This is a genomic window from Leifsonia sp. AK011, from assembly GCF_013410945.1.
Taxonomy (GTDB): Bacteria; Actinomycetota; Actinomycetes; order Actinomycetales; family Microbacteriaceae; genus Rhodoglobus.
In genome coordinates this window covers 1,481,145-1,499,373 of record NZ_JACCCH010000001.1, presented here as the reverse complement: position 1 = coordinate 1,499,373, position 18,229 = coordinate 1,481,145, and the positions used below count along the sequence as shown (strand labels likewise).

Genomic DNA, 18,229 nt, shown 5'->3' with positions numbered 1-18,229 from the left:
AACAACCCTATCGAGGAGCTAGGTCAGGCGCCAGTCCACCGGCGGCGCGCCCTGGGACTCGAGCAGCTCGTTGGCTCGGCTGAACGGGCGCGAGCCGAAGAATCCCCCCGACGCCGAGAGGGGGCTGGGGTGGGCCGACTGGATGATCGGGGTCTGCCCCAGGAGCGGCGTGAGGGTCGCGGCATCCCTCCCCCACAGGATCGCCACAAGCGGGCCACCGCGTGCCACGAGCGCGCGGATCGCCGCCTCGGTGACCTTCTCCCAGCCCTTGCCCCGATGTGACCCCGAGGCGCCTGCACGGACAGTCAGGACGCGGTTGAGGAGCATCACGCCGTGCTGGGACCATGCCGTGAGGTCGCCATGAGCTGGCGTCTCGATTCCGAGGTCGTCGCGGAGCTCGCGGTAGATGTTCTGGAGGCTGCGCGGTACGGGGCGAACGTCGCGATCGACCGCGAACGACAGGCCGATCGGATGCCCCGGCGTCGGGTACGGGTCCTGCCCGACGATCAGCACCCGCACGTCGGCCATCGGCGCCGCAAAGGCGCGCAGGACGTTGCTGCCCGCGGGCAGGTATCCCCTCCCCGCCGCGGTCTCCGCGCGCAGGAAGTCGCCCAGTTCGGCGATCTGCCCGGCGACCGGCGCGAGGGCTTCGGCCCAGTCCGGCGCGACGAGCTCGGTCAGGGGGCGGGGAGTCACCGGCTCTTAGCCCTCGATCGTCACCGGGGGCAGCGCCGACCACGGGAAGACGATCCAGTGCGGAGTCCTGCGCCAGGCGTAGTCGGGCTCGTGGACGGTGCCCGGCTTGGTGTACAGGCACACGGTGCGCACCTCGGCACCGGCCGCCTCGAGGAGCCCTACGACCATCTTGAGGGTGCGCCCGGAGTCGGAGACGTCGTCGACGAGCAGCACCTTCTTGCCCACGATGGAGGCCTCGTCTAGCAGGGGCGGGAGCATGATGGGCTCAGGTAGGCGCGTGCCGATACCCGTGTAGAACTCGGCATTCACGGCGCCGCAGCTCTTGATTCCGAGCGCGTACGCCACTCCTCCGGCGAGCAGCAGGCCGCCTCGAGCAACGGCCACCACGAGCTCGGGCTCATAGCCGCTGCGCAGCACATCCTCCGCCAGTTCGCGGGATGCACTCCCGAAATCGTCCCAGGTCAGAATCTCGCGCACGTCGTCAGCCATGGGACAACGCTACCGGGGCCGGGAGGGGCTAGCATCCGTTCATGTCTCTTGTTCGCGGCAAGGCCGGAGCCATCACACTCGGCCTCGTGGGGTACCTGTTCCTCGTCGAGCTCGTCAGCGGAATCCTGCAGGGGTTCTATGTGCCCCTCATCCCCGACCTGGTGGAGCATCTCGGCATCCGCGATGCCGACTTCAACTGGTTCGAGGCCGCCCAGCTCCTTCTCAGCGCGATCGTCGTTCCGATCCTCGCGAAGCTCGGCGACATGTACGGCCACAAACGGATCCTGCTCATCTCAACCGTGTTGACCGCTGGCGCGACCTGGGCCCTCGCGTTCACGGGGGACTTCACGACGTTCCTCATTGCCTGGGCGCTGCAGGGCTTCTACGTCGTCTGGCTGCCGCTCGAGGTCGCCCTCATCTTCGACCGCGGGCGCACGACGGGCACCGGAGCATCCCAGACCAGGCGCGCCGCCGGATACCTCGTGGTCGCGCTGGAGGCGGGAGCCATCCTCGGGGCGCTCGGTGGTGGACGCATCTTCACCGCTCTGGGCGGGGACGTGCAGACGACACTCATGGTTCCCGCGATCGCCGTCACCCTCGTGTTCTTCGCCATTCTGTTCGGGGTGCCGGAGTCCAAGCCGCTCCCGGGTCGCAACCTCGACCTCGTCGGGTTCATCGTGCTCACCCTCGGACTGCTCCTGATCACGTCGGGGCTCACATTCCTCCGCATCAACGGCCCGGGCACGTGGTGGGTCTACGTCTTCATGGTCGTCGGCGTGCTCGTCTTTATTCCGTGGGGTCGCTACGAGTTGCGCCAGAAGGACCCGGCCATCGACCTCCGCGTGCTTCGCCAGCCGACGATGTGGCCCGTGCAGCTCACGGCGGGTCTCGTGGGCGTGAGCATCCTCGGCGCGCAAGCACCGCTCGCGACCTTTGCGGGCACCGATCCCGTGAACGGCTACGGGCTCGGCCTGGAGGCCGATGTCATCTCCTACCTGATCGGCGCCTACCTGGTCTCGATGATCATTGGCGCGCTGATCTTCCCGCGCCTGTCGAAGTGGACAAGTCCGCGCGTTGCGCTCATCGTCGCGGCGTTCTTCGTGGCCACGGGGTACCTGTTGTTCCTCGTGAACCACACGACCGTCGTCGGGGTCTTCGTCAACATGGCCATCGCGGGCCTCGGCTCCGGTGCGCTCGTGGGAGCCCTGCCCGCGGCCGCAGCGGCTGCCGCGCCACGCGGCCAGACGGGTGTCGCCACCGGCCTCACGAACACCACCAAGACCATCGGCGGCTCGTTCGCGTCGGCGATCTTCGCCATCGTGCTCGCAGCGGGCGCGGCATCCGCCGTCACCCAGACTGCGTCGAGCCTGCTCGGCTACATGACCGTCTTCGCCATCTGCGGTGGCACTGCCCTGATCGCAGCTGTGCTGCTCTTCCTGGTGCCGAAGCTCGCCTTCGCCGACATCGAGGTCGATGCCGAGGAGTTCGCCGGCTTCGTCGAGGAGCCGACCGACCGCTAGCTCTTGGGCTGGAGCGTTCCCCGCATGACCTTGTGGGGCGCAGCCTGCGCGACGGGCTTGATCGTGACGAGATCGAGGTCGACGAACGGCGGGAGTTCCATGGCGTGCACGATCGCCTCGGCGATGTCGTCGGCGTAGAGCGGGTCCGGCACGTTGTCGTAGACGGCGTCGGCCTTGGCCTGGTCGCCCCCGAAACGCACGAGGGAGAACTCCTCGGTCTTGACCATTCCGGGAGCAATCTCGATGACACGGATGGGCTCGCCTGCGAGCTCGAGGCGCAGCACACCCGTGAGGGCGTGCTCGGCGAACTTCGCGGCGTTGTATCCCCCGCCACCCTCGTAGAGGACGTGGCCGGCAATCGACGTGATCATGACGATGCTCGCCGTGCTCCCCGGTTCGATTCCCGCACGCAGCAGCGGCAGGAGAGCGGATGTCACGCGCTTGGTGCCCACGACATTGACGTCGTACATGCGCACCCAGTCCTCCGCGTCGCTCTCCTCGACGGAGGCGAGACCGTAGGCACCACCGGCGTTGTTCACGAGGGCGTGGATCGGGCCGAGGCCGGAGAGGAAGTCACGGAGCGCATCCACGTCGGACTGCTTCGTGACGTCGGCCACGAAGATCTCCGTGCCGGTCTCCTCGGCGAGCGCGATGAGCCTGTCCTCGCGTCGCGCAACGCCGACGACGTCCCAGCCGTTCTTCCTCAGGAGGCGAACCGTGGCCGCTCCGATACCCGAACTTGCTCCCGTGACTACTGCGCGCCGACCAACCATCGACCAAAAGTACCGCGGATAGGCTGGCCACGATGACCGAGAGCACAGCGTCCGCCACGACAGCCACCGTCGCTCCCGCGAAGAAGCGGGTGCCCTTCTGGGACAACGCGAGGTTCGCCGCCGTGACCCTCGTCGTGATCGGGCACGGAATCCAGCGACTCACTCCGACGGATGACGCGGCGATGGTGCTCTACCTGTTCATCTACGCGTTCCACATCCCGGCCTTCGCCATCATCAGCGGCTACTTCTCGGCATCCGGACCGCCGACGGTTCGCGGGATGAAACGGGTGCTCACCGACATCCTCCTGCCGTACATCATCATGGAGACGATCTGGACCGTCGTTCAGTGGCTCGTCGAGGGCAAGCAGGAGTTCAACCCGACGAAGCCGAGCTGGACGCTGTGGTTCCTGCTCGCACTCGGGATCTTCCGTCTCGTGCTGCCCTACCTCGCGCTGCTGCGGTGGCCGCTCCTCTGGTCGGTTGCGCTGTCGATCGGCGTCGCCTACCTGCCCAACATCGACTCCACGTTCTCGCTGTCGCGGACGTTCGGGCTCCTGCCCTTCTTCCTGCTGGGCTGGAAACTGCGGGAGTGGAAGCTCGTCGAGCGCTGGCGGCTCGACGAGCGCGTGAGCTGGTGGCTCCGCGGCGGAGCACTCGCCCTCTTCGCGGTGTGGCTCGCGGTCATCATCGCGTTCATCGAACCGTTCCGAGCCGTGAACCTGCGGTTCTGGTTCTTCTACCTCGACTCCTACAGCGACCTTGGCAACGACCAGTGGTGGGCGGGGCTCGTGCGGCTCGGACTCATCGCGGTCGGGGTGGTGCTGAGTTTCGCGTTCCTGCTGCTCGTGCCGCGATCGTCGTCGTGGATCACCCCGCTCGGGCAGGGCACGATGTACGTCTACCTGCTGCACAGTTTTGTGCTCTACCCGGTGCGGGAGAGCGGCATCCTGAAGGGCGATCTCTGGTCGCCGTGGGTGCTGATCCTTGTCGCGATCGGATGCATCGGCGTCTCGATCGTGCTCGCGATGCCGTTCATCCGCCGAGTGTTCCGACCCCTCATCGAGCCGAAGCCAGCGTGGCTCTTCCGCGAGGGCACCGCCGAAGAACCACTCAGGCCTGACCGGACCTAGTGCATGTCGACGCGCTTGGGGAGCGCGAAGACGAGTCCGAACGCCACGATCGCGAAGACCGCACTCACCGCGAGTGCAGGCACTGCCGCCTGGCCGAACGCCACGGGCAGGTCCGCAGGCCCGGCGATGGGGCCGATGTTCCCGAAGAACACGGCACCGATGACCGCGATGCCGACGGCGGACCCGATGCGCTGCATGGTGCCGATAACACCGCTCGCCGCCCCGGCCTCGGTTCGATCCACGGTCGCGACGATGAAACGCGCATTGGGAGCGATGAACAGCCCCGAGCCGAACCCCGCGATGAACAGCGGCACGAGCAGGTGCCAATTGGTGAGGTCGGCCGGCGACATCACCAGGAGGATGACGAAGAGGGCGATCAGACCGATCGACAGCAGCGCGATACCGATCACGAGAACGGTTCGACCGAGGCGCTGGGCGATCCGGTCGCTCTGGCTCGCTCCGATGATGTTGCCAATGGCGAAGGGAACGGAGACGAGCCCGGATTCGAGCGCCGAGTGCCCGAGACCGGACTGCCAGAAGATCGAGAGCGTGAAGAAGATGCTCGTGAACGCGGCGAAGAACACGAGGGCGAGAATCGTGCCGCCGGTGAAGGACGGGTGGGAGAACAATCGCGGGGGCACGAGCGGTTCCGCACCGCGCGACTCGACCCGGCGCTCCCAGAAGGCGAACGCGACAAGGAGAAGCACACCTCCCGCGAGGGACAGGTAGGTCCACAGGGGCCAGCCCTCGTCCTCGCCCTGAATGAGCGGCACGAGGATCGCGACCAGTGAACCACTGAGGAGCGCAAGGCCCACGACGTCCGTCGACAGCTTCTTGCCCTCCGCGCCCTTCGGCAGCAGCACGACGGCGGCGATGAGCGCAACGATCCCGATCGGCACGTTGACCGCGAAGATCCAGCGCCAGCCGTTCTCCTCACCGATCGCCTCGATGAGCAGTCCGCCCACGATAGGGCCGAGGGCCGACGAGACGCCGATTACGGCACCCATGATCCCGAACGGCTTCCCGCGCTTGCGCGGTTCGAACATGAGCTGGATGAACGCCTGCACGGGCGGGAAGAAGATGCCACCGCCGAGCCCCTGCACGACGCGGGCGATGATGAGGTGCGTGCTGTCCTCGGCGAGTCCGCACCACACACTTGCGGCGGTGAAGATCGCCAGACCGACGATGAAGACCCACTTGTGACCGAAGCGGTCGCCGATGCGACCGGCCGGGATGAGCACGAGGCCGAAGGCGAGCGCATAGCCGGAGATGATCCAGGAGAGCGTGGACTCCGAGGCGTCGAGGCTCGTGCGGATGGTCGGCAGCGCGACGTTGACGATCGTCGTGTCGAGCAGCGCCATGAACATGCCGGCGAGAAGTACGGTCAGCGCCAGCCAGGCACGACGGGGTGACACGGTCGTGGGGCTGATGGGGTCGGTTGTCGTCATGATGCGCGCCCTTTCCTGGAGCGTTCGTCGTCGAGAATCTGGGGTAGAGCGGCGAGCAGTTCCTCGTGCCAGGCGATCTCACCGAGGAGCCGGTGGCGATCGTGGCGGACGACGTGCTGTTCGGTGAGGGTGAGGTACTGGGCGATACGTTCGGATTGAATGTCATCGGCATCGAGTCGGGCCCGCAGCTCGGCGAGGCGTGCCTCGAGTATCTCCTCGAGGGAGTCGAGATTCTCCGTGCCGAGTCTCGCCATCGCGAGGTCGAAGGGGTCCGGGCGGTAGACGATGTCCACGAGGGCGGCAGCACGGATGTCGCGGAGTGCGTCCCGCCCCTCCTCCGTGATCTCGTACACCTGCCGCTCCGGGTAGTTGCCCTCGCGCTCGACGCGCACGGGGGCGATCAGCCCCTCGAGGGCGAGACGCTTGATCGCGCCGTAGATCGCGCCCGGGGTGACATCCGCCCACTCGTCGATGTGCTCCTCGTCGGCGATGAGCCGGAGAGCGTGACCGTGCAGCGGCCCACGCTCGGCGAAGGTGCCGAGGACGAAGAGGCGAATGGATGACACGCGACTACTCTCGCATGACTAGTCAAGTAGCGCAACTTCCTGTTACGCCCCGTGTCGGCACCCGTTGACCGTCCACAGGGCCGAACCTAGGCTCGCAGTCGCCCCGGCTTCCCGGGTCCCACGTTTTCGTTCTCAGATCCGCGAAAGAAAGACAAAGGAGACGCTCATGAGCGACTGGAAGTTTGAAACCAAGCAGGTCCACTCCGGCGCGAAGGCCGACCCCACCACCAACGCCCGCGCCACACCGATCTACAAGACGACCTCGTACGTCTTCAACGACACCGCCCACGCGCAGAACCTGTTCGCGCTCGCCGAGTTCGGCAACATCTACACGCGCCTCATGAACCCGACGACCGATGTCGTGGAGCAGCGGCTCGCCGCGCTCGAGGGTGGCACCGCGGCCCTCGCCGTGGCATCCGGATCGTCCGCGATCACTTACGCGGTGCTCAACATCGCCGGCGCAGGCGACCACATCGTCTCGTCGTCATCGATCTACGGTGGCACCTACAACCTCTTCAAGTACACACTCGCGAAGCTCGGCATCGAGGTCACCTTCGTCGAGAACCAGGACGACGAGGCTGAGTGGGCTGCCGCTGTGCGCCCCAACACGAAGCTCTTCTTCGCGGAGACCATCGGCAACCCGAAGATCAACATCCTCGACATCGAGAAGGTCTCGGCGGTGGCGCACGAGAACAACCTCCCGCTCATCGTCGACAACACGATCGCGACGCCCTACCTGATCCGCCCGTTCGAGTTCGGTGCCGACATCGTCGTGCACTCGGCCACGAAGTTCCTCGGTGGCCACGGCACGGTCATCGCCGGAGTCATCGTTGATGGCGGAAAGTTCCCGTGGGCTGCGAACGCCGACAAGTTCCCCGGCCTCACCGAGCCCGACCCGAGCTACCACGGCGCCAGCTACACGACCGTGCTGGGCGACGCGATCGCCTACGTGATCAAGGCACGTGTCACGCTCCTGCGCGACACGGGTGCCGCCCTCTCCCCCGACAGCGCCTTCGCGCTCATCCAGGGCATCGAGACGCTCAGCCTGCGCATCGAGCGTCACACGCAGAATGCCCAGGAGATCGCCGAGTGGCTTGAGAACCACCCGGATGTCGCGTCGGTCAACTACTCCGGACTCCCCTCGAGCCCGTGGTACGCGGCGGCGAACAAGTACTCCCCCAAGGGTGTCGGTGCAGTCGTCTCGTTCGAACTCAAGGGCGGCGTCGACGCCGGCCGTGCGCTCGTCGAGAACGTCGAGCTGTTCAGCCACCTCGCCAACATCGGCGACGTGCGCAGCCTCATCATCCACCCCGCCTCGACGACCCACTCGCAGCTGACCCCCGAGCAGCAGCTCACGACCGGTGTGACACCGGGCCTCGTGCGCCTCTCGGTCGGCATCGAGAACGTCGAGGACCTCAAGGCCGACCTCGAGGCTGGCTTCGCGGCCGCCCGCGCGGTCGCAGCAGCGGCCAACGCCTCCGCGTAGTTCCTCCACACCAACCCCCGCGAGAAGCCACCTATCCTGGCTTTTCGCGGGGGTTGGCGCGTTGAGTGGCCTCTCGCGGGGGTTGAGTGGCTGCGTAACATGCACCGTCCGCTCCGGCGCATCGGCAATACTTGTCACGACATGGACTGGCAGACCCCCGAGGACACCGTTCCCTCGGCATTCATCACCGAGGCGAACGCCCGATCGCTCAGCGGCAAACCACCGGCGACCGGTGCGTGGCGCGATGGCGATCCCGTCGGCAACCGCCAGTTCGCCTCGGTCGGCGCTCTCACGCTCGAACGCGGTGGAGAGCTCCCTGTCGTTCGTGTGGCATACGAGACGTTCGGAACGCTCAACGCGGATGCCTCCAACGCGGTGCTCGTGGTGCACGCACTCACGGGCGACAGCCACGTCGTGGGCGACCCGGGCCCCGGGCATCCGACCGGCGGTTGGTGGAATGGCATGGTCGGCCCGGGCAAGGCGATCGACACGGACCGCTGGTTCGTGGTGGCTCCGAACATGCTGGGCGGATGCCAGGGAACCACCGGTCCGGCATCGTATGCGCCCGACGGCCGCGAGTGGGGCTCCCGCTTCCCCTTCGTGACGATCCGGGACCAGGTCGCCGTGCAGATCGCACTCACGGACGCGCTCGGGATCGGGCGCTGGGCGGCGGTCATCGGCGGTTCGATGGGCGGCATGCAGGCGCTGGAACTTGCGATCGAGCATCCCGAGCGGCTCGACAGGGTCGCCATCCTCGCGGCCCCGGCGATCTCGAACGCCGACCAGATCGCGCTCAACTCGGTGCAACTCGAGGCGATCCGCATGGACCCGCTCTTCGCCGACGGCGACTACTACGACGAGGACGAAGGCCCGCATCAGGGGCTCGCTCTTGCGCGGCGTATGGCCCTCCTCAACTACCGCTCACCGAGCGAGCTGAACGATCGATTCGCGCGGAGCTGGCAGAGCGGACTGAGCCCGATGGGTGGGGGCGGACGCTACGCGGTGGAGAGCTACCTCGACTACCACGGCAACAAGTTCACACGCCGGTTCGATGCCAATAGCTACCTCACGCTTGTGCAATCCATGAGTTCCCACGATGTCGGCCGCGGCCGTGGCGGAACCGTCGAGGCGCTTCGACGCGTGACCGCACGAGCACTCGTCCTCGGCATCGACAGTGACCGACTCTTCCCGGTCCCCGACCAGCGCCACATCGCGGCCCACCTGCCGGGCAACATCGACGGTACCGAGCCGCACGTCATCAGTTCCCCATTCGGCCACGACGGCTTCCTCATCGAGGAATCACTCGTCGGAGGCCAACTCAGACGACTCCTCGACGACTAGTTCTACCCCCGCGCCCGGATTTGTACCCCGGCGCGCCGTGCGCCACCCCCCGTAGCGGGGACGCCTGTGACACGATGATGCCAATGGACCTCATCGCCAAGGAGCGCGACCGACTGCTCCAGCGCACCGCACGCGTCTACGGTTTGAGTTTCACCGTGGTGTCGCTCGTGTGCTTGAGCATGCCCGGAAGCGTGGACGTGCTCACCTGGGTACTCTGCCTTCCCCTGTATGCCGTGCTGGGTTTCGCACAGGTCCGCCTCGGGCGCAGCCGTTCCCTGCGGTGGGTCGCGCTCGGGATCGCGGCAGGCCTGAGCGCCATCCTCGTCATCACGTTCGCGAGCACCGCAGGCGTCGGACCCTCCGCCATCTCGGCCGTCGCGCAGCTCTCCGCCGGTTCGATCGCGTCGTTCGCCGTGGTCCTGACGACGGAGCGGATGCGACGGATCTTCCTCGCCGTCGCGATCGTCGTCTCGATCACGATCGTGACCGTCTCCCTCGCGCCGTACCAGGCACCGCTGCGGACGATCCCGCTCCAGGTGCTCGGCTGGCTGCTCGCGGCGATCATCGGATTCTGGATCAGCGCGGGCGTCCCGAGAGCCGCGCGACGCATCGCGAGCATCGGCAGGGCCCACCGCGCAGAACGCCAGGCGAGCGAGACGGAGGCGCAGCGACGCCAGGGCGCACGACTCCTCCACGACACGGTGCTCGCCACGCTCACACTCCTCGCGCACTCCGGAGTGGGCGTCGCCCCTGTCGCCCTGCGGGAACAGGCCGCGGACGACGCGCGGCTGCTCCGCCAGTTGCGGCTCGGGGCAACACCAGCGCCCCAGTCGTCGGGCACCTACCAGCTCGAGGTGAGCGAGGAGACCGTTCTCGGCACGACCCTCGAGTCCGTGAAGCAGCGGTTCGGACGCATGGGCCTCGAGGTGAGCTGGCACGGCACGGGGCAGGTGCTCCTGCCGAGCCACGTGCTCGACGCGTTCCTGCTCGCGCTCGCTGAGTGCCTCGAGAACGTCCGCAGGCACTCCGGCGTGACCGAGGCCCACGTCACGATCACCGACGACGAGACGACCGTCCGCGCGATGATCACTGACTCGGGAGTCGGTTTCGCGCTCGACGATGTCGACTCCGCCCGCCTCGGTTTCAAGGAATCCGTTGTCGGCAGGTTGCGCGAAGTGGGCGGCAAAGCTCGCCTCTTCTCCTCCCCCGGCTCCGGCACGACCGTGGTGCTGGAGGTGCCGAAGTGACCAGCCTTCCCGAGGAGAACACCCTCGGCACTGTCATCGGCCGCCCCTTCCGCCGCCGTGAGTCGGATGCCACGAGGCGCGTGATCCGTGCTGCAACGCCGCGCCGCTCGAGTCTCGGCACCGGGTTCATCGGAATCGGCGCCGCAGTCGTAGTCGGTCTTCGTGCCGTCTACGGTTTCGTGTGGTTCGTCGGACTCTGGTCGGTCTACCCGATCCCCTACGCGGCCCTCGCCGCCTGGACCGTGCTGATCGTGACACTCGTGGCCACCTTCGTGACGATCCGCGTGCTGGGCGAGCTTCCCACGTGGGCTTTCGCCCTGTTCCTGCTCGGGCTCGCGGCATCCGTCGGGCTCGACCTGTTCGCGATCTGGGATCTCCACGACATCGGGCACTTCGCGACGGCCGCCCCGACCGCGGTGATGGGCCTGCTCGTGGCCCTCACGAGCCGCCGCACGTCCGACATCGTCGTGGCCGCGTCGGTGTTCGGCGCGGGACTCGCCACCGCCATGATCGTCAACACCGCCTGGAGCGAGAACACCGCGAGCGCCCAGGTGACCACGCTCGCCTTCGCGGTGCTACCCGCCATCATCGGCGCCGTCGTGATCTCGGGCTTCCGCCGTCTCGTGCAGGTCGAACTCGACCGGGTGCTCGTGCAGAGCACGGTCTCCGCTCCCCGCTTCGCCGTCGGGATGCTCGCCTCGGAGGAACTCGCGAGGCTCGACCTCGCCGCCGAGGAACTGCTCGACTCGGTGGCCACGGGCAAGGTGAAGTTGCCGTTGCACCCTAAGACGGCGTCGGTCGCGGCATCCCTCGCCACCGAGCTGCGGCTGCACCTCATCGAGGGTCGGCGCGAGACGTGGCTCTACCACGCGATCACCGAGTCCGACCTGCTCGGCAAGGCCGTGACGCTCACCGACAAGGGCAACCTCGCTGGCCTCCTCGATCCGCAACAGCGAGACGGCCTGCTCTCCACGGCCTGGCTGCTCATCGCGGACAACAGCGTCAAGGCGAGCTCACCGAGAACCGTGCACCTGACCCTCGGCCCCGCGACGTCGGCGATCGATACTCCCTCCGGCAAGATCTGGGTGCCCATCGTCATCACCACGACGGGCGTGCCGCGTAACCGCGTCGACCCGGCCACATGGGAAGCTATCGGTCGAGTGGGCCAGCACAGCGATTCGACCGAGAACCAGAGTCTTCGGGTGGACATCAGTGCCCTGGTGGACAACCCGGCTGACCAGTGAACGCAGTAAGGAAAATGAGGACACCGTGACAACTCCTGACCGCATCAGGCTCGCTCTCGTCGACGACCACAAGATGCTTCTCGGCGCGCTGACGGAGTGGATCCGTAACGCCGCATCCGACATCGAGATGGTCGCAGCAGTGCCGAGCTGGCCCGAGCTGACCGTGCATCCCCAGTTCCCCGTCGACGTCGTGCTCCTCGACCTCGACCTCAAGGACAACATCCCGATCTCGCTGAAGATCAGCACCCTCAAGACGATGGGCGTGAAGGTCGTGCTCATGAGCACGTACTCCGAGCCGAACGTCGTGCGCGAGGCGCTCGCTGCCGGTGCGCTCGGGTACCTCGTCAAGAGCGAGGACGCCGACATGATCGTGGAGGCGATTCGCGCCGCTGCCAAGGGCGAGCCCTTCGTCTCGGCAGAGCTCGACCTTGCGCTGAGCGCAGGCGAGGTGGGCGGTGCCCCCAAGCTGAGCGCGCAGGAGCGCCGCGTCATGGCGCTGTACGGCGGCGGCGAGCCCGTCAAGGCCGTGGCGTACCAGCTGAGCATCTCCGAGGAGACCGCGAAGAGCTACCTCAAGCGCATCCGTGAGAAGTACCGCGTTGCCGGCTTCGACGTCGGCACCAAGGTGGCCCTACGCAAGCGGGCGATCGAGGACGGCATCCTTCTCGAGGGCGACATCCCGCGCCAGTTCTGATAGGGCGGCCTTGCGGCGATCCAGCAGGACGCTGACGATCGCGAGGCTCACTCCCGGCACAACGAGCAGGAGACCGACCCAGGTTGGTGAGAGGTAGCCGAGCCCCGCGGCGATCGTGACACCGCCGAGGTACGCGCCGAGGCTGTTGCCGATGTTGAGCGAGGCGTGGTTGATCGCTGCGGCCAGCGACTGGCCATCGCCCGCGACATCCATCAGGCGAGTCTGGATCGCCGGGGAGAGCGCGGATGCGGCGACCCCGACGAGGAACACGAAGAACACGAGCCCCACGGGGTTCTGAGCGGTGAGTGCAAGACCCGCGAGCGCTACCGCGAAGCCGCCGAAGCAGATGAAGAGCGTGCGGATGACGCTGCGATCCGCCCCGCGACCGCCCAGGAAGTTTCCGATCGTCATGCCGACCCCCACGGCGACCAGGACCCACGGCACGACACTCGCGTCGAGGTTCGCCACGTTGGTCACCACCGGCGCGATGTACGTGTAGACCGCGAAGAAGCCGCCGAAGCCGATGGATCCGATGAGGAGCGCGAGCCACACCTGACCGCGCCGGAACACGGTGAGCTCGCGGCGGATCGTGGCTGCCGGGTCGCCCGGCTGGAAGGGCACCGCGAGTGCGACAGCAACGAAGGTGGCGGCGAACACGAGCGCGACGGCGATGTAGGCGGTGCGCCATCCCGCGACCTGGCCCAGGTAGGTGATGGTGGGCACTCCGATGACGTTGGCGATGGTCAGGCCCGAGAGCACGAGCGCGACGCCCTGGCCTCGCTTGCCCGGCCCCATGAGCGACGCGGCGACGAGTGCCGCGATGCCGAAGTACGCACCGTGGGGAAGGGCGGCCAGGAACCGAGCCGCGAGCACGAGCTCGAAGGTCGGGAGAAGTGCGGACGCGACGGTGCCCAGCGTGAAGAGGGCGACACAGCCGAGGAGCAGCTGCTTGCGCGGCAGGCGGGCTGCCACTGCCGCGATCGTCGGCGCCCCCACCACGACGCCGAGGGCGTAGGCGGAGATCAGCCAGCCGGCGCGCGCGTTGGCCAGCTCGTGTGACTGCTCCCAGAGGTTGGGCAGCAGGTCAGCGGCGAGATTGGGAAGCAGCCCCATCGCAACGAACTCGGTCAGGCCGATGCCGAAACCGCCCAGCGCCAGGGCCAGAAGGGCGAGTCGCGTCCTGCCGGGGGTGAGCGTGGACGTGGCAGTGGGCAAAGACATGGGAGGCCGATCACTAAGCGAAAAGGAGCCGCTCCCCGTCGAGCCCTACGAGTCTACGTCGCGATCTCAGCGTCGCGATCGTGGCATCGCCAGGGTCCGGTCAGTCGAGCTGGGACTCGCGCAGGAGTGCCTGCTCCAGGCGCTCGACCTTGCCCTCGAGTTCACCGGTGTGGCCCGGCCGGATGTCGGCCTTGAGCACGAGGGAGACGCGCGTGCCGTATCGACCCACGGCCTCCGCCGCCCTGCGCACGACATCGAAGACTTCGTCCCACTCACCCTCGATCGTCGTGAACATCGCGTCGGTGTGGTTGGGGAGCCCGGATGCCCGGACCACGGCGACCGCCGCAGCCACCGCGTCGTGCACGGAGTCCGTGCCATCCGCTCCCCCGCTGGGTGCAACTGAGAACGCTACGAGCATGGCTACTCCTTGTCGACGGTGTGCGGTGTGGGACCGGTCGTGCCGGCTGGCACGCCCAGGGGCCATGCTGCACCATCCACCTGATCGACTCCTCCGTGGAACGACCACCTCGGCGCGGTGACGATGGAGGTGATCGCCCAGCCGAGCAGCACGAAGTAGAGCACGTTGCGAGCGGTCAGGACCGAGAGCATGGGAACGTCGAGCGCGAGAAGCCATCCGTAGAAGTACGGGTAGATCAGGTGCGTGAGAGCGCCGATCACGAGCAGGAGCGAGGCCGGGGTGCGGAACGAGCGGCCGAGCCCAGCAGCACTCGTCGCAAGACCGAGCACGACCGGCACGGCGAGCCAGGAGACGAACTGGGGCGAGCCGACCTTGTTGAACGCGATGAGCGCGGTGACGAGCGCGAGTGCGAGCGGCGGCAGTAGGTCGCCCGGCGATGCACCGGCTCGCAGTGCCCGGACGCCGAGCAGCACGATGGCCGCGACCGCCACCGCCATGATCGGCGTCATCACGCTCGCCGCTGTTGACCAGCCAGGACCGACGACCTGGTAGGTCAGGATGTTCTGGTCGTAGTACACGCGGGTTCCCGGCACGCCGGCTCGTGTCATCCACATCCAGAGCATGCTGATCGGCGCCTCGATCTGCAGGCCGCGTCCCGTTTGCTCGGTAATGAAGCTCAGGATGCTCGCCGAGCCGCCGACCGCAAGCGCACCGACCAGCACCACCAGAGTCGTGCCGACGGCCCCCGCAACGACCTTGAGGCGATCGCGGAGCGCGACAACCGCGGCGAGGAGGAGGGCCGCCGGCCAGACCTTGATCCACGTGGCGATCGCGAGGATCACGGAGGCTAGGAGGGGGCGGGTCGCGAGCAGGAGCACGCCGATGATCGCCACGGGCACGGTGATCGAGTCGATGCGGGACAGGGCGATCGGGCCGAGGAGGGCGAGGAAGGCGACCCACCACCAGCCCACGACCGTGCGTTCGGGCCGCCGCCCCCACCCGGTGAGGAAGGCCATCGCCACGGCGTTGAGGATGATGACGATCGAGATCCAGGTCGCCCCGTACTGTTCCATGCCCAGGGCTGCGGCGGCGAGCATGGGCCCGAGCGCGAGAATCGGATAGACCCAGGCGGAATCGATGCCCACCCAGAAGCCGTTGTCGAGCGCCTGCTCCACCCAGAACTTGTAGACGAGGGTGACGTCGCCGAGAGGTAGACCGGGGGCGTAGAGGGCCAGGAAGCCGAGCCACAGCTGCACGATCGCGAACGCGATCCAGAGAGCGAGCTGGCTGTCCACGATGGCTCGGATGACACGGAGCCCGCGTGGGCGAGCGGACTCGACGACCATGCCTCCCAGCGTATCCGGTAACAAAATGACCTGATTCCCTGGGCTCACGCGGGCTGCGGGAAGATGGAAGCACACAGCACCCACCACCAGGAGACCACTATGACTCGATCTGCCTCTGTTCGCGGCTTCGTGGCCCTCGGCGCGGCCGCTCTCGCGCTCGGCCTCGCCGCCTGCGCTCCCGCCGCTCCCGCGAGCGACTACGTCACCGAGGGAAAGCTCACGATCGGTACCGGCGAACCCGCCTACTTCCCCTGGGTCATCGATGACACTCCCGAGTCCGGTGAGGGCTTCGAGTCGGCAGTCGCCTATGCGGTCGCCGACGAGCTCGGCTTCGCCCCTGAGGATGTCGTCTGGGTCCGCACGACCTTCGACGAGGCCATCGCACCCGGCCCCAAGAACTTCGACTTCAACCTCCAGCAGTTCTCCATCACCGAGGAGCGCGCCGCGAATGTCGACTTCTCGTCGCCCTACTACGAGACCACCCAGGCCATCATCACTGTCGAGGGTTCTGCCGCAGCTGGCGCGACGTCGATCGAGGACCTCAAGGGCCTGCTCATCGGCGCCGCAACCGGCACGACGAGCTTCCAGGCGATCGAGAGCCAGATCGCCCCGACCGCGGGAGCGCAGGCCTTCAACACGAACGACGACGCGAAGCTCGCTCTCGAGAGCGGCACGATCGACGCGCTCGTGGTGGACCTGCCGACCGCGTTCTACCTCACGGGAGTCGAACTCGACGGCGGCGTCATCCTCGGCCAGCTTCCCCTCGAGGATGGCACGGGCGACCTGTTCGGCCTCGTGCTCCCCAAGGACAGCCCGCTCACCGCGAAGGTGACCGGCGCCGTCGATGCGTTGCGGGACAGCGGTGCGCTCGCCGACCTCGAGGCCGAATGGCTCTCCGAGTCGGTATCCGTGCCCGTCCTGAAGTAGTTTTCCTAGGTGACCAACGACGAGGCCCGGCAGCCCAGCTCGATCGAGCTTGAGCGCCGGGCCTTTCGTCGTCGCCAGAACGCACGGTCGGTGCTGATCAGCGCAGCGTCGACCGTCGCCCTCGCCGTCGTGCTGTGGATCACGCTCGTGAACACGCCCGGCTGGGCCAGGGTGCAGCAGAGCTTCTTCAACCCTGAGATCTTCGTGGCCTCGGTCCCACGCGTCTGGGACGGGTTCCTCCTCAACCTCCGCGTGCTCTTCTTCGCGGTCATCGGCGTGCTGGTCGTGAGCGTTCTGCTCGCGATACTCCGCACCCTGCGCGGGCCGGTGTTCTTCCCCCTGCGCGCCCTGGCATCGGGCTACACGGACCTGTTCCGCGGGATCCCGCTGATCATCGTGCTCTACCTCGTGGGGTACGGGATTCCGGGCCTCCAGGGCTCCGACGGGGCGCGCATCCCCGCCGCCGTTCTCGGCACGATCGCACTCGTGCTCGTGTACTCGGCGTACGTCTCCGAGGTGTTCCGGGCGGGCATCGAGGCCGTGCATCCGTCGCAGCGCCTTGCCGCCCGGTCGCTCGGGCTCAGCCACAGCAAGACACTGCGTCTCGTCGTGCTGCCGCAAGCGGTGCGCAAGGTCACCCCGGCCCTCATGAACGATTTCATTGCGATGCAGAAGGATGTCGGACTGATCTCGGTGCTGGGTGCGATCGATGCGGTGCGCGCCGCCCAGATCGAGGTCGCGCAGTACTACAACTTCACGCCCTACGTGGTCGCGGGCCTCCTGTTCGTCGCGCTCGCGCTGCCCCTCATCCGGCTCACGGACTGGTACTCGGCCCGCCTCCGCGCCCGCGAACAGGTGGGAGGCATCGTATGAGGGATCCGCAGCGCTCTCCCGTGCTCTCGGTTCGGGGTGTCCACAAGTCGTTCGGCGACCGCGAGGTGCTGCGCGGAATCGATCTCGACGTGTCCGCCCACGAGGTGGTCGCCCTCATCGGGGCGAGTGGCTCTGGCAAATCGACACTTCTGCGCACGATCAATCTCCTCGAGCAGATCGACGACGGGCAGATCTTCCTCCGCGGCGAAGACATCAGCGATCCGAGAGTGGCGGTGGATGCCGTCCGCGCTCGCATCGGCGTCGTCTTCCAGCACTACAACCTGTTCCCGCATCTCAGCGTGCTCGACAACGTCACACTCGCCTCGCGGCACGTCTTCGGCGAGAGTCGCGCTGTAGCGGAGGAACGCGGTCGCGAACTCCTCGCTCGCATCGGACTCGCCGAGCACGCCGGCTCGTTCCCCGATCGGCTCTCGGGAGGCCAGCAGCAGCGTGCCGCCATCGTGCGCGCGATCGCCACGAATCCCGAGCTGCTCCTGCTCGACGAGATCACGAGTGCACTCGACCCTGAGCTCGTGAGCGAGGTGCTCGATCTCGTGCGGGAGCTCGGCGAGGATGGCACGACCATCGTCATGGCGACGCACGAGATGGCCTTCGCGCGCGACGTCGCCCACCGCGTCGTCTTCCTCGATCAGGGAGTCATCGTCGAGCAGGGCCTCGCCGCGGAGTTCTTCGCCGCACCGAGGGAGCCGCGCACCCGCGAGTTCCTGTCCCGCTTCCTCACCTAGCCTCCAGACTCCCCTGAGTTGCCCACTTCGGCCAGTGCGTTCGCTCACAGACTGGCCGAACTGG

Annotated in this window: 18 protein-coding genes; 10 read left to right on the top strand and 8 right to left on the bottom strand. The window is 67.3% G+C overall.

Features of this window, described 5'->3' with window-relative positions:
* Positions 1 to 18: 18 nt before the first annotated feature.
* Positions 19 to 696 (bottom strand): uracil-DNA glycosylase, encoded by a 678-nt coding sequence (locus tag HDC94_RS07340; protein ID WP_179496278.1) that lies wholly within the window; start codon positions 694 to 696, stop codon positions 19 to 21.
* Positions 697 to 702: 6 nt separating this feature from the next.
* Complete coding sequence (locus HDC94_RS07335; protein ID WP_179496276.1) at positions 703 to 1,185, bottom strand: phosphoribosyltransferase; 483 nt, start codon at positions 1,183 to 1,185, stop codon at positions 703 to 705.
* A 41-nt stretch (positions 1,186 to 1,226) separates the two neighbouring features.
* Between HDC94_RS07335 and HDC94_RS07330 the strand changes: the two genes are divergently transcribed.
* On the top strand, positions 1,227 to 2,705 hold the full coding sequence (locus HDC94_RS07330; protein WP_179496274.1) for an MFS transporter: 1,479 nt from the start codon (positions 1,227 to 1,229) through the stop codon (positions 2,703 to 2,705).
* Here HDC94_RS07330 and HDC94_RS07325 read toward each other — a convergent pair.
* Complete coding sequence (locus HDC94_RS07325) at positions 2,702 to 3,478, bottom strand: SDR family oxidoreductase (RefSeq protein ID WP_179496272.1); 777 nt, start codon at positions 3,476 to 3,478, stop codon at positions 2,702 to 2,704. The genes HDC94_RS07330 and HDC94_RS07325 overlap by 4 nt on opposite strands.
* A gap of 32 nt (positions 3,479 to 3,510) precedes the next feature.
* On the opposite strand from HDC94_RS07325, the gene HDC94_RS07320 reads away from it, so the two are divergent.
* Positions 3,511 to 4,608, top strand: a complete 1,098-nt coding sequence (locus HDC94_RS07320) for an acyltransferase family protein (RefSeq protein WP_179496270.1) — start codon at positions 3,511 to 3,513, stop codon at positions 4,606 to 4,608.
* On the opposite strand, the gene HDC94_RS07315 is transcribed toward HDC94_RS07320, so the two are convergent.
* Entirely contained in the window at positions 4,605 to 6,056 is a 1,452-nt protein-coding gene (locus HDC94_RS07315) for an MFS transporter (protein ID WP_179496268.1), read from the bottom strand. The genes HDC94_RS07320 and HDC94_RS07315 overlap by 4 nt on opposite strands.
* Positions 6,053 to 6,622: a PadR family transcriptional regulator gene (locus HDC94_RS07310; protein WP_179496266.1), complete on the bottom strand. Its 570-nt coding sequence runs from the start codon at positions 6,620 to 6,622 to the stop codon at positions 6,053 to 6,055. Before HDC94_RS07310 ends, HDC94_RS07315 begins: the two co-directional genes overlap by 4 nt.
* Before the next feature lie 136 nt (positions 6,623 to 6,758).
* Here HDC94_RS07310 and HDC94_RS07305 point away from each other — a divergent pair, with 136 nt between their 5' ends.
* From HDC94_RS07305 to HDC94_RS07285, 5 genes are all read left to right on the top strand, one after another.
* Positions 6,759 to 8,108 (top strand): bifunctional o-acetylhomoserine/o-acetylserine sulfhydrylase, encoded by a 1,350-nt coding sequence (locus tag HDC94_RS07305; RefSeq protein ID WP_308495745.1) that lies wholly within the window; start codon positions 6,759 to 6,761, stop codon positions 8,106 to 8,108.
* Between the two features lie 141 nt (positions 8,109 to 8,249).
* Positions 8,250 to 9,449, top strand: a complete 1,200-nt coding sequence (locus HDC94_RS07300) for a homoserine O-acetyltransferase (protein WP_179496262.1) — start codon at positions 8,250 to 8,252, stop codon at positions 9,447 to 9,449.
* Positions 9,450 to 9,532: 83 nt separating this feature from the next.
* Positions 9,533 to 10,696: a sensor histidine kinase gene (locus tag HDC94_RS07295; protein ID WP_179496260.1), complete on the top strand. Its 1,164-nt coding sequence runs from the start codon at positions 9,533 to 9,535 to the stop codon at positions 10,694 to 10,696.
* Positions 10,693 to 11,940, top strand: a complete 1,248-nt coding sequence (locus tag HDC94_RS07290) for a hypothetical protein (RefSeq protein WP_179496258.1) — start codon at positions 10,693 to 10,695, stop codon at positions 11,938 to 11,940. The genes HDC94_RS07295 and HDC94_RS07290 overlap by 4 nt, the downstream gene beginning before the upstream one ends.
* A 25-nt stretch (positions 11,941 to 11,965) precedes the next feature.
* Positions 11,966 to 12,634, top strand: coding sequence for a response regulator transcription factor (locus HDC94_RS07285; protein ID WP_179496256.1), 669 nt, complete (start codon positions 11,966 to 11,968; stop codon positions 12,632 to 12,634).
* On the opposite strand, the gene HDC94_RS07280 is transcribed toward HDC94_RS07285, so the two are convergent.
* The 3 genes from HDC94_RS07280 to HDC94_RS07270 form a co-directional block, all read right to left on the bottom strand.
* Positions 12,572 to 13,855 (bottom strand): MFS transporter, encoded by a 1,284-nt coding sequence (locus HDC94_RS07280; protein WP_179496254.1) that lies wholly within the window; start codon positions 13,853 to 13,855, stop codon positions 12,572 to 12,574. The two genes, HDC94_RS07285 and HDC94_RS07280, sit on opposite strands and share 63 nt — an antisense overlap.
* 100 nt (positions 13,856 to 13,955) lie before the next feature.
* On the bottom strand, positions 13,956 to 14,273 hold the full coding sequence (locus HDC94_RS07275) for a thiamine-binding protein (protein WP_179496252.1): 318 nt from the start codon (positions 14,271 to 14,273) through the stop codon (positions 13,956 to 13,958).
* A 2-nt stretch (positions 14,274 to 14,275) separates the two neighbouring features.
* Positions 14,276 to 15,619, bottom strand: a complete 1,344-nt coding sequence (locus tag HDC94_RS07270; RefSeq protein WP_179496250.1) for a glycosyltransferase 87 family protein — start codon at positions 15,617 to 15,619, stop codon at positions 14,276 to 14,278.
* A 99-nt stretch (positions 15,620 to 15,718) separates the two neighbouring features.
* Here HDC94_RS07270 and HDC94_RS07265 point away from each other — a divergent pair, with 99 nt between their 5' ends.
* From HDC94_RS07265 to HDC94_RS07255, 3 genes are read left to right on the top strand one after another with little or no spacing between them, the layout of a single operon-like run.
* Positions 15,719 to 16,546, top strand: a complete 828-nt coding sequence (locus HDC94_RS07265) for a transporter substrate-binding domain-containing protein (protein ID WP_179496248.1) — start codon at positions 15,719 to 15,721, stop codon at positions 16,544 to 16,546.
* Positions 16,547 to 16,555: 9 nt separating this feature from the next.
* The gene (locus HDC94_RS07260) at positions 16,556 to 17,419 is read left to right on the top strand and encodes an amino acid ABC transporter permease (RefSeq protein ID WP_179496246.1); all 864 of its coding nucleotides are present in this window, start codon (positions 16,556 to 16,558) and stop codon (positions 17,417 to 17,419) included.
* Positions 17,416 to 18,165 (top strand): amino acid ABC transporter ATP-binding protein, encoded by a 750-nt coding sequence (locus HDC94_RS07255; protein WP_218870500.1) that lies wholly within the window; start codon positions 17,416 to 17,418, stop codon positions 18,163 to 18,165. Before HDC94_RS07260 ends, HDC94_RS07255 begins: the two co-directional genes overlap by 4 nt.
* Positions 18,166 to 18,229: the final 64 nt, after the last annotated feature.